The organism is Amycolatopsis sp. NPDC057786 (genome assembly GCF_042797905.1).
Taxonomy (GTDB): Bacteria; Actinomycetota; Actinomycetes; order Mycobacteriales; family Pseudonocardiaceae; genus Amycolatopsis.
The window spans coordinates 22423-38502 of sequence record NZ_JBHVKW010000086.1 but is presented as its reverse complement, the minus strand read 5'-3'; the positions used below and the strand labels follow the sequence as shown (position 1 = coordinate 38502).

Sequence of the window (16080 nt, the reverse complement as noted above, 5' to 3'; positions counted from 1 at the left end):
GTCCTTGCGTGTGCAAGGACCGCATCCAGAGGACTGATTGCGGGGCGCGTGCCGCCGACGAGGTTCTTGACGTGCCTCGTGGGTCAAGGCGTGTCGCGAAAGCCACTTTCGGGACGTGTGATGTCCCGAAAGTGGCTTTCGCGGCACGGCCGCGGGGGCGCACAGGGTCAAGCGGGGTCCTAGCCGAGCGAGCGGGTTGCGAAAGTGGCTTTCGCAACCTTCAGCGTTGCGAAAGTGGCTTTCGCATCCCTTTCTGGGCCCGTGACAGGCGCACGCGAGCCCCTGGATACGTGAAGGACCCCGTCCTTGCGCCCAGGTACAGGAAGGGGTCCTTCACGTACTCGCAAGCCACGCGTTTAGTCCTCTGAATGCGGATCAGGGCAGGGCGTTCAGGAACGGCTCATGAGCGTTCTGGAACTCCCACCCGTAGTACCGATCCCAGTTGATCGACCACGTCATCAGCCCGCGCAACGCCGGCGAAGCACCGCCACGCAAGGAATACGACCCGCAGCCGGAGTTCTTCACCAGGCAGTTCAGCGCCGAATGCACGGCCGCCGGAGCGGTGTGCCCGTTGCCCGCGCTCACCGCGGCCGGCAGGCCGAACGCGATCTGGTCCTCACGCAGCCCCGGGAACCGGAAGCCGGTCGAGGACACCGTGAAACCCGCCTTGATCATGTCGGTCATCGCGATGTGGAAATCCGCGCCGCCCATGAAGTGGTACTGGTTGTCCAGCCCCATCACCGGCCCGGAGTTGTAGTCCTGGACGTGCAGCACGGTCAGCGCGTCCCGCATCGCGTGGATCACCGGAAGGTACGAACCCGTCCGGTTGTCGGCGCCGCCGAGGCCGCCGTAGTACTGGTATCCGGTCTGCACGAAGAACGTCTCCGGCGCCATCGTCAGTACGAATCCCGCGCCGTAGCGAGCCTTCAGCGTCTTCAGTGCCGAGATGAGGTTGACGATCACCGGCGTGGTCGGGTTGCGGAAGTCGTTGTCACCGGAGTTGAGGTACAGCGAGTGGCCCTCGAAGTCGATGTCGAGCCCGTTCAGCCCGTACCGGTCGATGATCGCGGACACCGAACTGACGAACGCGTCCCGCGCCGCGGTCGTGGTCAGCTGCACCTGGCCGTTCTGGCCACCGATCGAGATCAGGACCTTCTTGCCCTGCGCCTGCTTCGCGCGGATCGCGGCGATGAAGTCCGCGTCGCTTTCCACGGTCGGGCATTCCGCGACCGGGCACCGTGTGAAGCGGATGTCGCCGGAGGTCACCGAAGTCGGTTCACCGAAGGCGAGGTTGACGATGTCCCACGCCGCCGGGACATCGGCCATCCGCGTGTAGCCGGAGCCGTTGGCGAAACTCGCGTGCAGATAGCCGATCAGCGCGTGTTTCGGCAGGCCGGAGTCGACGCAGCCGGAGGTCGTGGCGCCCGCCTCCGCGGTCTTGGGCGACTCGCCCGCGCTGTTGTAGGCGGCCACCGAATAGGTGTGCGACGAACAGGCCGTCAGTCCCGAGATCGTTGCCGAAGTCCCGGTCACCGTCGCGACCACCTTGCCGGCCTCGTACACGCGATAGCCGGTCACCGTCCCCGCCGAGGCGCCCCACGAGAGCGCGATCGATGTGTTCGTCACCGTGCCCACGGCCGGGTTCCCCGGTACGGGCGGGGCGCCGGGGGTGCCACCGCCGGGTCCGTCGAGGCTGATGTCGTCCGCGTAGTAGGTGCCCGACCCGTACCAGCCGTGGACGTACACCTCCGCCGTCGTCTGCGTGGCCGAGGTCGTGAACGAAAGCGACAGCTGGGTGTAGGAGGTCGCCGCGGTCCAGGTCGACGGCCCGCCGGTGACCCCGAGGTACACCGGGTTCCCGTTCACCCAGGCGGACACCGCGTAGGTCGTGTTCGGCTGGACGGACACCGTCTGTGCGCATTTACCGATCGTCGAGCCGGGCGTGACCGAAACGGCGTAACCGCCCGAACGGACCGGGGTGGTCACGGTCGCGCCCGCCGCGCAGGACCAGCCGGACGTCGAGCCCGCCTCGAACCCGGGATTGAGGAGCAGGTTGGCCGCGCTCGCGGTGCCACCGCCCGTGACCAGGCCGGTGAAGACGAGCACCAAAACGGCCAGAAATGACAAGGATCTGGAACGCCTCATCGCGATTCCTCCGTGGAAGGGCGGCCTGCCGCCGCGCTCGGCTAATTGTCTAGACCAATCTGGCGAAAGTCCATACCCCCGGGGACACCAGGGTCCAAAGACCCGACTACTCCGGGCTGCTGTACCGGTGTGACGCGCGGGTGCACTCCGTAACGTCGCAGGAGCCAAACAGGCCTGGGGGCTTTCGGGAGGTGGGGACGGATGGGACCGAGAACGGCAGAATCGGCGTGACCGCCGTGTCAGAAGCCGTGCGCCCGACATATCAACCCCGCCAGGGAGAGCCGGACGGCGAGCTGATCCGCGCGGCGATCGACGGTGACCGGCGGGCCGTCGAGAGCCTGCTGACACTCCTCCGGCCGATCGTGTTCCGGTACTGCGCGGCCAGGCTGGGCGTGGTGACCCGCGGTATCTCCAGCGCCGAAGACTGCGCCCAGGAGGTCCTGATGGCCGTCCTCGTGGCCTTGCCCCGCTACAGCTACCAGGACAACAGCTTCCTGCCGTACGTCTTCGGGATCGCGTCGCACAAGGTGTCCGACGTCCGCCGGAACCTCGCCCGCGACCCGTCCGCGCCGGTGCCCGATCCGGAGCCCGAACCGGACGGACCGTGGAACCCGACGTTCGAAGAGGTCGAGAAGGCGGATCGCGGCCGCCGGTTGTCGCGGCTGTTCGAGGTGCTCTCGGTGAAACAGCGTGACGTACTGGTGCTACGAATGATCCACGGGTACAGCGCCGACGAGACCGCCGGCGCGCTGGGCATGGCGAGCGCGGGCGCGGTCCGCGTCACCCAGCACCGGGCCCTCAACGAACTGCGCCGGGTGCTGCGCGAGAACCCCGATTTCGCCGGCGGGTTCGCCTTCTTCTAGACGGTGGGCTTGCGGCGTCGCGTGGCGTAGACGGCTGCTGCGGTGCGCCGCTCGAAACCGAGCTTGTGCAGCAGCGACGACACGTAGTTCTTGACCGTCTTCTCCGCCAGGTACAGCTTTTCCGCGATCTGACGGTTGGTCAGCCCGTCGGCGATGTGGTCGAGTACCCGCCGCTCCTGCGGGCTCAGCTGTTCGTACCGCGGGTCCGGGAGTTCGCTCTCCCCGCGCAGCCGGTTCATCACCGACGCCGTGAGCGTGCTGTCCAGGAGCGATCCGCCCGCGGCGACCGTGCGGACGGCCTTGACGAGCGCGCCACCGGAGACCTGCTTGAGCATGTAACCCGCCGCGCCCGCCATGATCGCGCCGAACAACGCGTCGTCGTCCGAATAGGACGTGAGCATCAGGCACGCGGGCGGCGGGTCGACGGACGACCGGATCTCCCGGCAGACACTGACCCCGTCGCCGTCCGGCAACCGGACGTCGAGCACCGCGACCCGCGGTTTGACCGCGGGAATCCGCACGAACGCCTCGGCGGCCGTAGACGCTTCGCCGACCACTGTGAGGTCGTCCTCGGCTTCGAAGACGGTCTTCAACCCGGTGCGGACGAGTTCGTGATCGTCCAGCAGGAACACCGAAATCGTCATCCCACCCGCTCCTGCCGGGCCGGCAGCTCCACCGACCAGTCGAGTTTCGTCCCGCCTTCCGGCACCGCTCCGACGGCGAACGAGCCGTTCCAGCGGGCCGCGCGTTCGGCCAGGTTCGCCACGCCGCTGCGATGGGCGGGTTCGGCGGGCATGCCGACACCGTCGTCCACCACCGAAAGTTTCAGCCACCGGCCGTCCTGGTCGACGGAGACGTCGACCGAGACCGCCGTCGCCTCGGCATGTCTGACCACATTGGACAGTGCTTCGCGCAGGGTCGCGATGAGGTCCGAGCGGACCGTGTCCGGCACGGCCGAGTCGAGCGGCCCGTCGAACCCGACCCGGGGTTCCGACGCGCAGCCCGCGTCCAGCGCGACACGCAGCAACTCCGACCTGAGGCTGCCTTGCGCCTCCTCCGGTTCCTGCAGCGAAAAGATGCTGTTGCGGATCTCGCGGATGGTGCGATCGATCTCGTGCGCGAAACCGGTCACGCGGTCGGCGACGGCGGGTTCGCCCGCGAGCCTGCCGAGTCCCTCCAGGCCGAGCCCGATCGCGAAAAGCCGCTGGATCACCAGGTCGTGCAGGTCGCGGGCGATCCGGTCGCGGTCTTCGAAGACGGCGAGGCGCTGCCTGTCCTGCTGCGCGCGGGCGAACTCGACCGCGAGCGCGGCGTGCGCGGCGAAGGTCTCGGCGAGCTGGACGTCGTACGCGGAGAAGGGGGTCTTGTCGCGGAACTTCGCCACCAGGAGGACGCCGAGCTTCTCCTCGCCGGCGATCAACGGGACGGCGATCGTGGAGTCCAGGTCCTTGACCATCGCGGGCATCGTGACGCCCCGGCCGCCCTGATGCTCGATCACCTTGTCGCCGTACTCCCGGACCACGACGGGTTTGCCGCTCGTGTACGCGAGTCCGGTCGCGGTGCCCTCGGTCGGCACGGTGACCCCGGCGATCCGGTCGGCGTCCGGCCCCGGCGGCTCGACGATTTCGAAGACCAGCATCCCGTCGCCGCGTGGACGGGCGACCGCGCCGGCCGAACCCCCGGCGACGACGCGGGCGCGCTCGGCGATCAGGCGCAGGGTCGCGGTCAGATCCTGGTCGGTCAGGAGCGCGCCGGTGACGTGATAGGAGGCTTCGAGCCAGCGTTCGCGCCGCTGCACCTGCTCGAACAGCGCGGCGTTCTCGATCACCACACCGGCCGCCGCGGTGAGCGCGACGAGCAGATCCTCTTCGGCTTCGGTGAATTCCTCGCCGTCCGGTTTGCGGGCGAGGTACAGCATCCCGAAGATGCGGCCGCGCATGCGGATCGGCACCACCCGGGACTCGTCCCCGGACGGCGGCCGTTCCCAGGCGTCGCCGAAGCGGATGAACTCGTCCGAATCGAGCACGCTCAGCGCGCCGAACGGCGCACCGGTCAGTTCGCAGGCCGATTCGACCAGGCGCCGCAGAACGTCGGAGAGACTGAGATCGTGGGCGATACCGGCCACCGCGTCCAGGATCCTGGGCGCCCTGGCGTCGCTCACCGCACTCACCCGCCGCACTGACGTCACCGTCCCGGAGTAACTCCCCGGGCAGTGGGGTCAGGAATGGCAGACGCGCCCGGATCGCTCATCTGGTGCGTCGATCACGGACAGTGCTTCGTTACCGCAAGCGCCGAGGATCCTTCGACCGGTCACCGATTCGATGGGGATCCGGAGGTAGCGGGAATCCGTTCGGCCAGTCCAGCAGCCCAGCGGCAGGGTCTCGAGCTCGGCGATCACGATCGGATCACGCACCTCGGCGGCGCGGCCGACGACGGTGACGAACCAGCCCGTTCCCAGGTCCTCGGCGAACTCGTCGACGGCGAACGCCACCACACTGTCGAGTATCCCGGCGAACAACGCGCTCTGTGACGGCGTCCGGACCACGATCGCGCCGTGGTGGAGCGCGAACCGCGCGGGCTGGATGGCCGGCATGGCGCGCGAAGTGAACACCACCCGGCCGAGTCCGGCGCCCGCGAGCAGCGCCAGGCACTGCTCGCGGCCGAGCGTTTCGAGACCCAAGGAGTCGGACATCGGCATCCCCGCGTTCTCGTCGTGTACCACGTCGAGATCCACGGTCCCCGGCTTACCGACTCGCCGGTAGGGCCGATGGACCCGGCCCGCGCGGGGGATGTGGGCCGGGTGAGCCGTATCGTCCGGTCGCCCCTGTCGCGAAAGCCACTTTCGCGACGTCTGGTGTCCCGAAAGTGGCTTTCGCGACGTCGGCGAGGGTGGGCCTCGCTACGCCTTCGGGCTCAGCAGCACCACGGGGATCTCCCGCTCGGTCTTGGTCTGGTACTGCGCGTAGTTCTTGTAGTCCGCGGTGATCTTGGGCCACAGGCGGGCGCGCTGCTCGGCGTCGGCCACGCTCGCGATCATCGGCTTCGGGCTCTCACCCTTCAGCGTGACCTGGACTTCGGGATGGTCGCGGAGGTTGAGGAACCACGCCGGGTGCTGGTCGTCGCCACCGCGGGAGGCGACGATGACGTACGCGTCGCCCTCGCGCAGCGGCGAAGTCAGCAGGACGGTGCGCGGCTGGCCGGATTTGCGGCCGATGGTGGTCAGTTCCAGGACGGTCATCCCGGCGACCTGCCAGCCGGCGCGGCCGCCGCTGACCTTCTGGATGACGCGGTGGACGGCGTTCATGGTCTTCAGGGCGAAATCGGAGGGCATGCGGAGAAGGCTACTCCGCTTTCGTCGCGACTTCGATTCCGTCCAGGATGACCGCCAGCGAGAACTCGAAGGCCTCCCTCGCCTCCTGCTCCAGATAGGACACCGTCTCGTCCTCCATCCGGAACGCGTGCTCACTCTCCATCCAGGTCAGCGTCGGGAAACGCTCGGCGAAGTCCGGCGAGACCTCTTTCAGATGCGCGGAGCGCGCGTACCACCACTCGTCGTCGGACTGCCCCGTCACCTTTTCGGCCAGCCGCGCCTCCGAGGCCGTCCTGGCGGGCTCGCGCACGCACGAGTACAGCGCGCTGACCAGCCGCCGCAACGCCGTCGGCCGCAATCCGGTCCGGCGCAGGATCTTCACCAGCGCCTCCAGGACGACGTACTCGTTCGGCCCGAGCACCGGCCGCGCCTGCGAGACCTGAAGAACCCAGGGGTGCCGCAGGTAGAAGTCCCACAGATCCTCGGCCCAGCGCGCGGCGTCGGCCCGCCAGCCGTCCCCGTCGTAAGCGGCCGGAAGCTCGGCGAGCGCCGTGTCGTACATGAGATCGACGAGTTCGCTCTTGCTCGGGACATAGGTGTAGAGCGCCATGGCCGTGCGGCCGAGCCGGTCACCGACGGCCCGCATCGAGAGACCCGCCATCCCTTCGGCGTCCGCGATGGCGATGGCGGTTTCGACGATCAGATCCACCGAAAGTCCCGGTTTGGGGCCGGGTCGCTCGGCGTCCGGCGACTCGGTCCGCCACAGCAGTGCCATCGACCGCCGGGGGTCTCCCTGCGCCGCGTAGACGACCACTTGCCAACTCCTTACAGCATAAACTAACCTCTGCTACCCTCACTTTACAGGCTAAAGAGTTCCAACCAGGGGAGAGCCATGCCTTCGGCCGCCGACAGCCACGACATGATCCAGGTGCGCGGAGCCAGAGAGAACAACCTCGCCGACGTCTCGGTCGACATCCCCAAACGCCGTCTCACCGTCTTCACCGGTGTCTCGGGCTCGGGCAAGTCGTCCTTGGTGTTCGGCACCATCGCCGCGGAGTCGCAGCGGCTGATCAACGAGACCTACACCGCGTTCATCCAATCCTTCATGGCCCCGTTCGGACGGCCGGACGTGGACGCGCTGCGGAACCTGAGCGCCGCGATCGTCGTCGACCAGGAGCGGATGGGCGCCAACTCGCGGTCCACGGTAGGCACCGCGACCGACGCGCACACGATGCTGCGGATCGTCTTCAGCAGGCTGGGAACGCCGCATGTGGGGACGTCGGGAGCGTTCAGCTTCAACCTTCCCGAGGGAATGTGCCCCGAATGCGAGGGGCTGGGGAAGGTCACCAGCATCGATATCGACCAGCTCGTCGACAAGGAACTTTCGCTCGACGAAGGGGCGATCACCGTCCCGAACTTCACGCCCGGCAGCTGGTACTGGAAGGGACTGGCGGAGTCCGGTTTCGTCGATCCCGGGGTCAAACTGAAGGACTACACCCCGCAGCAGTGGGAAGACTTCATGCACAAGCCCGCCACCAAGATGAAGCTCGGCGGGATGAACACCACCTACGAGGGCCTGCTGGTGAAGGTGCGGCGACTGTTCCTGTCGAAGGACAAGGAAGCGACGCAGCCGCACATCCGGGCCTTCGTGGACCGGGCGATCACCTTCCGGCAGTGCCCGGCGTGCGAAGGCGCGCGGCTCAACCAGGCGGCGCTGTCCTCGAAGATCGAAGGACTGAACATCGCCGACTGCTCGTCGATGCAGATCGACGATCTTGCCGACTTCCTCCGCAAGATCGACGATCCGTCGGTCGGGCCGCTGATGCAGACCCTGCGCGGCACCCTCGACTCGCTCGTGGAGATCGGCCTCGGCTACCTGAGCCTCGACCGTGAATCCGGGACGCTGTCCGGCGGCGAGGCGCAGCGCGTGAAAATGGTGCGGCACCTGGGTTCCAGCCTCACCGACGTCACGTATGTCTTCGACGAACCGACCGTCGGGCTGCACCCGCACGACATCCAGCGCATGAACGGTCTCCTGCTTCTCTTGAAGGACAAGGGGAACACGGTGCTCGTCGTCGAGCACAAACCGGAGACGATCGAGATCGCCGACCACGTCGTCGACCTCGGCCCCGGCGCCGGACCGAACGGCGGGCAGATCTGTTACACCGGCGACGTCGCCGGGCTGCGCGCTTCCGGCACGCTGACCGGGCGGCACCTCGATCACCGGGCGCGGCTGCGCACCGACGTCCGGGTGGCGCGCGGGCAGATCGAGATCCGGAACGCGACCCGGCACAACCTGCGCGGTGTCGACGTGGACATCCCGCTCGGGGTGCTGACGGTGGTCACCGGTGTCGCCGGTTCGGGCAAGAGCTCGCTCATCCACGGCTCACTGTCCACAAGGGACGACGTGGTGGTGCTCGACCAGTCGGCCATCCGCGGCTCGCGGCGGAGCAACCCGGCGACCTACACCGGCCTGCTCGACCCGATCCGCACCGCGTTCGCCAAGGCCAACGGCGTCAAGGCAGCCCTGTTCAGCGCGAACTCCGAAGGCGCGTGCCCGAAGTGCAAGGGCATCGGGCTGATCTACACCGACCTGGCGATGATGGCCGGCGTGGCGACGGTCTGCGAGGAATGCGAGGGCAAGCGGTTCACCGCGGAGGTGCTGACGTACCGGCTGCGGGGCAAGAACATCAGCGAGGTCCTCGCGATGCCGGTCGCCGAGGCGCGCGAGTTCTTCCCCTCGGGGCAGGCACGGACGATCCTGGACCGGCTTTCCGACGTCGGCCTCGGCTACCTCGGGCTGGGGCAGCCGCTCACGACGCTGTCCGGCGGGGAACGCCAGCGGATCAAACTCGCCATCCGGATGGCGGAGAAGTCGGCGACGTACGTCCTCGACGAGCCGACCACCGGTCTGCACCTCGCCGACGTCGACCAGCTGCTGGGGCTGCTGGACCGGCTCGTCGACGACGGGAACACGGTGGTGGTGATCGAGCACCACCAGGCGGTGATGGCGCACGCGGACTGGATCGTGGATCTCGGGCCGGGCGCCGGTTCGGACGGGGGTCAGGTGGTGTTCACGGGGACTCCGGCCGATCTGGTCGCCTCCGGTGACACGCTCACCGCGCGGCACCTTCGCGCTTACGTGGGCCGCTAGCGCGCGCTATGAAAGGTCCTTTCCTTGCAAAATTTGCAAGGAAAGGACCTTTCATAGCACTCGGGACCGACGCCGAACCGCTTCACGAACGCCCACCGCACCGATAAGCCCCAGCACCACCAAAGCCAGCCCCGAAGTCACCATCTCCACAGGCGAAGCCGCCAGCGGCGAAACCCCCGTCACCGACTCCAGCCCCACGACAGCGGTCAGCACGGCGTAGGCACCGATCGCGGCCCACACCAGCCGCACGCGCCGCCGTTCCGTCCAGTCCGCGAACCGCAGCAGCCACGCGAGTCCCGGCAGGATGAGGATCGCGTGCATCGCCACCGCGTGGAGCGGCTTCAGCGCGCCGGCGGTCGTGTACGCGGCCTGCGGGTTCCCGCCGCGCGCTCGACGACGCCGCTCGCGATCATCGCCGCACCCGCGCCGAGCGCCACCAGCAGCGCGACGAGCCCGGATCGCACCGCGAGCCGCATGCTCGGCGTGGTCTCCCCTTCGCCGCGCAGCGCCGCGGCCGTGAACGAGATCGCCGTCAGGATGATCACGCCGCCGCCCGCCGCGAGCGTGGTCGACACCGCGTTGTCGAAGCCGGTCTCGAAGTTGAAATGCGACGGCACCCCGCGCCAGGCCTGCATGCTCACGAGCACCGTCTCGACGACGCTCGCCGCGGTGAACACGCCGAGCAGCACGTTCCGCACCCGCGGCCGCACCGCGACGTACGAAGTCGCCCAGGCGACGGTGACCAGGGTCAGCCCGAACGACAGGCCGAACGTGACCGCTTTCCGCATCGACAACGGCCCGGTCCACGAACCGCCGGACGCGACCAGCACGACCGCGTGCACGAGACCGCTGAGGAACAGGAGCGCCCCGGTCGCGTAGGCGACGCGTTCGATCGTCCGTGACTTCATGCCGAAGAGTGTCTTCCGCGGTAGGACGGAAAGCGTCGGCCGTGAAGCGACACCTCGCGTACGCCCGGCGACGTACCTGAGACGCCCCTCAGCGAAGACGGCGGTAGAGACCAATGGGCTGTTACTCTGGCCGACATCATGCCCCGCATCCTTGTCCGCGTCGCCGCGCTGATCGCCGTTCTCGCCCTCCTGTTCGGAGTGCCGTGGTGGACGATCGTCGGCTCCCCCGCGCTCCCGGCCGCGCTCGAAGTCCTCGGCACGATCGTGTTCGCCGCCGCCGCGGTCGCCGTCCCCGCGTGCATGGTCCTCGGCCACGGTCCGTGGCAGCGCGACCTCGCGGCGAAGATCGGCGACCTCTCCCTCGGGCTGATCTGGCTGCTGTTCTCCTTGTCCGTACTCGGAAACGTGCTGCGGCTCATCCTCGCGGTGTCCGGAGTGGACAGTGCGGCGGGAATCGTGTCCGGCGTCGTCCTGGTCGCTTTCGCGGCGCTGGCGGCGTACGGGATGTTCGAGGCCCGGCGCGTGCCAAGGCTCAAGGAACTCGACGTCGTGCTCCCCCGCCTCGGCGCGGGGCTCGACGGGCTCCGCTTCGCGATCATCACCGACACCCATTTCGGCCCGCTGAACCGGACGAAATGGTCGGAGAAGGTCGTCGAGGTGGTGAACGAGCTCGACGCCGACGTCGTGGCCCACGCGGGTGACCTCGCCGACGGTTCCGTCGCCAAACGCGCCCAGCAGGTCGCGCCGCTCGGGAAGGTGCGGGCGAAGCTCGGCAAGTTCTACATCACCGGCAACCACGAGTACTTCGGCGAGGCGCAGGCCTGGCTCGACCACATGCGCGACCTCGGCTGGGAAACTCTGCACAACCGGCACACGAAGGTCCACCAAGGCGGGGACACGCTCGTCTTCGCCGGGATCGACGACCCGACCGGCGCCGCGTCCGGCCTGCCCGGCCACGGCCCCGACCTGCCCGCCGCGCTCGACGGCGTCCCCGCGAGCACGCCGGTCGTCCTGCTCGCCCACCAGCCGAAGCAGGTCAAGCAGGCCGCCGAGGCCGGGATCGATCTCCAGATCTCCGGGCACACCCACGGCGGGCAGATCTGGCCGTTCCATCTCCTGGTCCGGCTCGATCAGCCCGTACTGGCCGGGCTTTCGCGCCACGGCGAGCGCACGCAGCTCTACACGAGCCGCGGCACCGGCTTCTGGGGACCGCCGCTGCGCGTCTTCGCGCCGAGCGAAATCACCCTTCTGACCTTGCGAAGCGGCAAGTAACCACCCGGTCGCGACACCTCCGGCGCCGCCTCACGCATCACCGACAAATTTTTTTGTCTTGACAATCGAGACTTTCGGAGCGAAGGTTGTGCCAACGCACCCGCAGCCCCGAAAGGCCGAAACGATGACCCTCACCGCCACCCGGACCCACGTCGCACTGCCCGCCCGCACCCTGCTCGCGTGCGGCGCCGCCTCGGGCCCGCTGTACTTCCTGACCACGCTCGTCCAGGCCGCCGTCCGCGACGGCTTCGACGTGACGAAGCACCCGGCGAGCATGCTGAGCAACGGCGACGCCGGCTGGATCCAGGTGACGAACTTCCTGGTCACCGGCGTCCTGACGATCGCAGGAGCGATCGGCCTGAGCCGGACGCTCGAACCGGGAAGAGGCAGCACGTGGGGACCACGGCTGCTGGGCGTCTTCGGCGTCAGCCTGCTCTTCGCCGCGGTCTTCAAGGCCGACCCCGGCAACGGCTTCCCCGCCGGCACCGGCCCGGCCACCCTCAGCACCGCGGGCGTCCTGCACATGGCCGCCGGCTCGATCGGTTTCCTGTCGCTGATCGTCGCGACCTTCGTGTTCGCGAGCCGTTTCTCCCGCGAAGGACACCGCGGCTGGGCCGTCTACTCCCGCGCCACCGGCATCGCGTTCTTCGCTTCCTTCGCCGGGATCAGCTCCGGCAACGCGAACGCCGTCGTAATGCTCGCCTTCTGGGCCACCGTGATGCTGGCCTGGGGCTGGGTCACCGCCGTCATCCTCCGCGCCACCCGCTGAACGAATACAGGAGAATTCCCGCCATGAGCACCGTGACCTCGCAAGACGGCACCACCATCGCCTACACCCGCACCGGCTCCGGCCCCGCCGTCATCCTGGTCGACGGCGCGATGTGCCACCGCGAGTTCGGCCCGGCCAAACCGCTGGCCGCCGAACTGGCCGCGCACTTCACCGTCTACACCTACGACCGCCGCGGCCGCGGCGAAAGCGGCGACACCGAGCCGTTCGCCATCGCCCGTGAGGTCGAGGACATCGCGGCGCTGATCAAGGAGGCCGGCGGGACCGCCCACGTCTACGGGATCTCTTCCGGCGCCGCGCTCGCCCTCGAAGCCGCGAAGGCCGGGCTCCCCATCACGAAACTGGCGGTCTACGAATTCCCGCTGGTCGTCGACGACACCCGCCCGCCGGTCCCGGCCGACTACGGCGAACGGCTCGAGAAGGCCATCGCCTCCGGGCGTCCCGGCACCGCGATCAAGACCTTCATGCGGGAAGGCGTCCGCGTCCCGGCTCCGGTCGTGTTCATGATGCAGTTCATGCCCGCGTGGCCGAAGCTGAAGAAGGTCGCGCCGACCCTGCGCTACGACGCCGCCCTGTTCGACGGCCTGCACGACGGCACCCCGCTGCCCGAGGGGCGCTGGGCGAGCGTTTCCGTGCCGACGCTGGTCATGGACGGCGGCAAGAGCCCCGCTTGGATCCGCAACGGCGTCGCCGCGCTGGCGAAAGCGGTGCCCGGCGCCGAGTACCGCACGATCGAGGGCCAGACGCATATGCTCAAGCCGAAGGCCGTTGCCCCGGTACTGATCGAGTACTTCACCGACTGACGGAGCGATCATGAAGATCGAACTGGTCGAAGGCGACATCACCGAACAGCGGGTCGACGTCGTGGTCAACGCCGCCAACTCGTCACTGCTCGGGGGCGGCGGGGTGGACGGCGCGATCCACCGCCGCGGCGGACCGGAGATCCTCGCCGAATGCCGGGCGCTGCGCGCGGGGCACTACGGCAAGGGACTGAAGACCGGAGAGGCGGTCGCCACCACGGCGGGCCGCCTCCCGGCGCGTTGGGTGGTGCACACCGTGGGGCCGGTGTGGTCCGGCTCCGAAGACCGCTCCGCGCTACTGGCCGCCTGCCACCGCAACTCGCTGCACGTCGCCGCCGATCTCGGCGCGCACACCGTGGCGTTTCCCGCGATCTCGACCGGGATTTACCGGTGGCCGGTCGAATCCGCGGCGGAGATCGCCCTCGAGACGGTGGTGACCACGCTCTCGGCCGGGTCGTGCTCCGTGGAGCTGGTGCGGTTCGTGCTGTTCGGGAAGGCCGCGTACGACGTGTTCCGCGAGCAAGCGGACGCCATGGGCGTCTGATCACGCGAGTTACGCCTTCAAACACGCGAGTTACGCCTCTGATCACGCGAGTCGCGGGTTGCTACACGCCCGCGGGCGAGGAACCCTGCGCCACCAACTCCCGGGCCGCCCCGCTCCCGTCCGCCGGGACCGCCCAGATCGCCGAGTCCACGCCGTACGCCACCGTCCGGTCGTCGAGCCAGGTCGCCTGGTCGTCGACGCTGCGTGTCTCGGCCAGCATGGTCTCCTTCCCCGAGGCCAGATCGAGGACGGCGAGCCGCCACGGCGCCGCGAGATCGGCGGACACCTTCTTCTTGAACGCGATCCGCTTCCCGTCCGGCGAGAGCGACGGGCATTCGACGTTCTCCCGGACCATCCTCGCGACGAGCTTTTCGTAGTCCGCCTCGACCAGGTACGTCTTCCCCTTCGTCCCCACGGTCGCGTAGAACCGCTTGCCGTCGGGCGTGAAGGTGATCCCCCAGTAGTTCACGTCGGACGAGTAGTACGGCTTGCCGTCGAGCAGGAGCCCCATCTCCTCGATGCTCTTCATCAGTTTTCCGGTCTTCAGGTCGAAGATCCCCGCCCTGGTCGAAAACCCGGTCTCCGCATAGGAATCCCCGTTGACGAACAGCGTCCAGTAGGCGAGCTTCCCGTCCGGCGAGACCCGGCCCCGGCTGGGGGTGCCGGGCAGTTCGATCCGGCGGATCTCCTTGAGGTCCTCGTCCAGCACGATGACGTCGGTCATCGGCGGCAGCACCCCCGGCTGGGCGGCCAGGCACAGCGCGGTTCCCGCCGAGGCGGCGAACCGGTCGCAGCTGAGGCCGGAGACCTTCCTCGGCTCGCCGGGCCGGTCTGCCGGGACGGTCGCGAGGTGGCCGAAGTCGGGGCCTTCGGCGGTGTTGCGGAACAGCAGTTGTCCCTTGGCCCGCACCGAAACCGGCTGCCCGGACACGACGGCGACGGAGTTGACGTCCGGGCCTCGGTCCCGGGAGACGACACCGTAGCCGACGGCCGCCGCGATCAGGACGACGACCGCCGCCGCCACTCCCAGGATCCGCGTCCTCATGCGTAGGTCCGCAAAGGACGGAGCACGGCCGCGGCGACGACCACCACGGCCAGCGCGCCCGCGGCGACCAGTACCGCGGCGTGCAGGTCCCACGTGGTCCAGGCGAGTCCGAAAAGGACGGACGCGAGCATCCGCGTGGTCGCCTGCCCGGTCTGCACCAGTGCCAGCCCGCTCGCCCGCTGGTGCTCGGGAAGCAGCGGACCTGCGGCGGCCATCAGGACACCGTCGGTGGCCGCGTAGAAGACACCGTGCAGCACGAGCGCCAGCACCGCGAGGATTCCGCCGTCCACTGGCCCGAGCAGCGCCAGCAGCGCGACGACCAGCGCGACATGCCCGCCGAGGAACACCTTCCAGCGGCCGATCCGGTCCGAAAGCCTGCCGAACGGAACGGCGAGCAGCAGGTACACGCCCGCGGTTCCCAGCGGCAGCAAGGGAAAGAAGACCGCGCCGAGTTCCCAGCGGCGCTGCAGCACGAGATAGAGGAACGAGTCGCTGAGCGTGACCAGGCCCAGCAGCGCCGCCCAGACGCAGATCCGGCGGAACGACGCCTGCCGGATCAGGCCGGCGGTCTCGCGCAAGGAGACCTTGGGCCGTTCGGCTCGCGGCTTCGGTTGGTGGTCCTTGACCAGCACCACCAGGATGATCACGCCGATCGCGGCGATGCAGAAGCTCGTGAAGAACACCGAGTCGTAGCTGCCGAGGCTGAGCCACAGCACGGCCATCGCGACCAGCGGGCCGAGGAACGCGCCGAAGGTGTCCATCGCGCGGTGCACACCGAACGCGCGGCCGAGGTGTTCCGGCTCGCTGCTCAAGGTGATCAACGCGTCCCGCGGCGCGGTCCGGACACCCTTGCCGGTGCGGTCGGCCGCGAGTACCGCGCCGATCGCGACGGTGGACGAACCGGCCACCATCAGGCCGATCTTGCCCAGCGCCGAGAGACCGTAACCGAAGCAGGCGACCGCCTTGAGCCGCTGCCACCGGTCCGCGAGGTGCCCGCCGACCAGCCGGACGACGGCGGTGACGCCGGAGTAGAGGCCGTCGAGCACGCCGAACTGCAGCGGGCTGAGACCGAGACCGAGGACGAGGTAGAGCGGGAGTACCGCGGTCACCATCTCCGACGAGATGTCGGTGACCAGGCTGACCAGGCCGAGCGCGACGACGTTCCCCGTGACGGCCCGTTTCACGCCGCTCTTCGGGACATCAGCCGCGGCGTCCGCTCCCCTACTAGTGGCTATGTACATAGGAGACCTCC

The 16080-nt window shown here is 68.8% G+C and carries 14 protein-coding genes and 1 pseudogene; 6 read left to right on the top strand and 9 right to left on the bottom strand.

The annotated features are described in order from the left end of the window. Positions 1-375: 375 nt before the first annotated feature. A complete protein-coding gene (locus ACFVM3_RS32210) occupies positions 376-2145 on the bottom strand; it encodes a chitinase (protein WP_378443693.1) in 1770 nt (589 codons plus the stop codon). Positions 2146-2372: 227 nt separating this feature from the next. Here ACFVM3_RS32210 and ACFVM3_RS32205 point away from each other — a divergent pair, with 227 nt between their 5' ends. Beyond that, positions 2373-3008: a sigma-70 family RNA polymerase sigma factor gene (locus ACFVM3_RS32205; RefSeq protein WP_378443692.1), complete on the top strand. Its 636-nt coding sequence runs from the start codon at positions 2373-2375 to the stop codon at positions 3006-3008. On the opposite strand, the gene ACFVM3_RS32200 is transcribed toward ACFVM3_RS32205, so the two are convergent. From ACFVM3_RS32200 to ACFVM3_RS32180, 5 genes are all read right to left on the bottom strand, one after another. Further along, positions 3005-3652: a response regulator gene (locus tag ACFVM3_RS32200; RefSeq protein WP_378443691.1), complete on the bottom strand. Its 648-nt coding sequence runs from the start codon at positions 3650-3652 to the stop codon at positions 3005-3007. The two genes, ACFVM3_RS32205 and ACFVM3_RS32200, sit on opposite strands and share 4 nt — an antisense overlap. Continuing rightward, the gene (locus ACFVM3_RS32195) at positions 3649-5196 is read right to left on the bottom strand and encodes a GAF domain-containing protein (RefSeq protein ID WP_378443690.1); all 1548 of its coding nucleotides are present in this window, start codon (positions 5194-5196) and stop codon (positions 3649-3651) included. Before ACFVM3_RS32195 ends, ACFVM3_RS32200 begins: the two co-directional genes overlap by 4 nt. A gap of 30 nt (positions 5197-5226) precedes the next feature. After that, on the bottom strand, positions 5227-5706 hold the full coding sequence (locus ACFVM3_RS32190) for a pyridoxamine 5'-phosphate oxidase family protein (protein ID WP_378443695.1): 480 nt from the start codon (positions 5704-5706) through the stop codon (positions 5227-5229). Positions 5707-5907: 201 nt separating this feature from the next. Continuing rightward, positions 5908-6339, bottom strand: coding sequence for a nitroreductase family deazaflavin-dependent oxidoreductase (locus ACFVM3_RS32185; RefSeq protein ID WP_378443689.1), 432 nt, complete (start codon positions 6337-6339; stop codon positions 5908-5910). Between the two features lie 10 nt (positions 6340-6349). Next, a complete protein-coding gene (locus ACFVM3_RS32180) occupies positions 6350-7132 on the bottom strand; it encodes a TetR/AcrR family transcriptional regulator (protein WP_378443688.1) in 783 nt (260 codons plus the stop codon). A 78-nt stretch (positions 7133-7210) separates the two neighbouring features. Between ACFVM3_RS32180 and ACFVM3_RS32175 the strand changes: the two genes are divergently transcribed. Continuing rightward, a complete protein-coding gene (locus ACFVM3_RS32175) occupies positions 7211-9472 on the top strand; it encodes an ATP-binding cassette domain-containing protein (protein WP_378443687.1) in 2262 nt (753 codons plus the stop codon). 51 nt (positions 9473-9523) lie between these two features. On the opposite strand, the pseudogene ACFVM3_RS32170 reads toward ACFVM3_RS32175, so the two are convergent. After that, positions 9524-10380: pseudogene (locus ACFVM3_RS32170) on the bottom strand (hypothetical protein). 138 nt (positions 10381-10518) lie between these two features. Here ACFVM3_RS32170 and ACFVM3_RS32165 point away from each other — a divergent pair. From ACFVM3_RS32165 to ACFVM3_RS32150, 4 genes are all read left to right on the top strand, one after another. Then, entirely contained in the window at positions 10519-11652 is a 1134-nt protein-coding gene (locus ACFVM3_RS32165; RefSeq protein ID WP_378443686.1) for a metallophosphoesterase, read from the top strand. A 124-nt stretch (positions 11653-11776) separates the two neighbouring features. Then, positions 11777-12421 (top strand): DUF998 domain-containing protein, encoded by a 645-nt coding sequence (locus ACFVM3_RS32160; RefSeq protein ID WP_378443685.1) that lies wholly within the window; start codon positions 11777-11779, stop codon positions 12419-12421. Between the two features lie 23 nt (positions 12422-12444). Next, entirely contained in the window at positions 12445-13242 is a 798-nt protein-coding gene (locus tag ACFVM3_RS32155) for an alpha/beta fold hydrolase (protein ID WP_378443684.1), read from the top strand. Between the two features lie 10 nt (positions 13243-13252). Then, positions 13253-13783, top strand: a complete 531-nt coding sequence (locus ACFVM3_RS32150; RefSeq protein ID WP_378443683.1) for an O-acetyl-ADP-ribose deacetylase — start codon at positions 13253-13255, stop codon at positions 13781-13783. Positions 13784-13844: 61 nt separating this feature from the next. Here ACFVM3_RS32150 and ACFVM3_RS32145 read toward each other — a convergent pair whose 3' ends face one another. Continuing rightward, a complete protein-coding gene (locus ACFVM3_RS32145; protein WP_378443682.1) occupies positions 13845-14828 on the bottom strand; it encodes a hypothetical protein in 984 nt (327 codons plus the stop codon). Then, on the bottom strand, positions 14825-16069 hold the full coding sequence (locus ACFVM3_RS32140) for an MFS transporter (protein WP_378443681.1): 1245 nt from the start codon (positions 16067-16069) through the stop codon (positions 14825-14827). The genes ACFVM3_RS32145 and ACFVM3_RS32140 overlap by 4 nt, the downstream gene beginning before the upstream one ends. Positions 16070-16080: the final 11 nt, after the last annotated feature.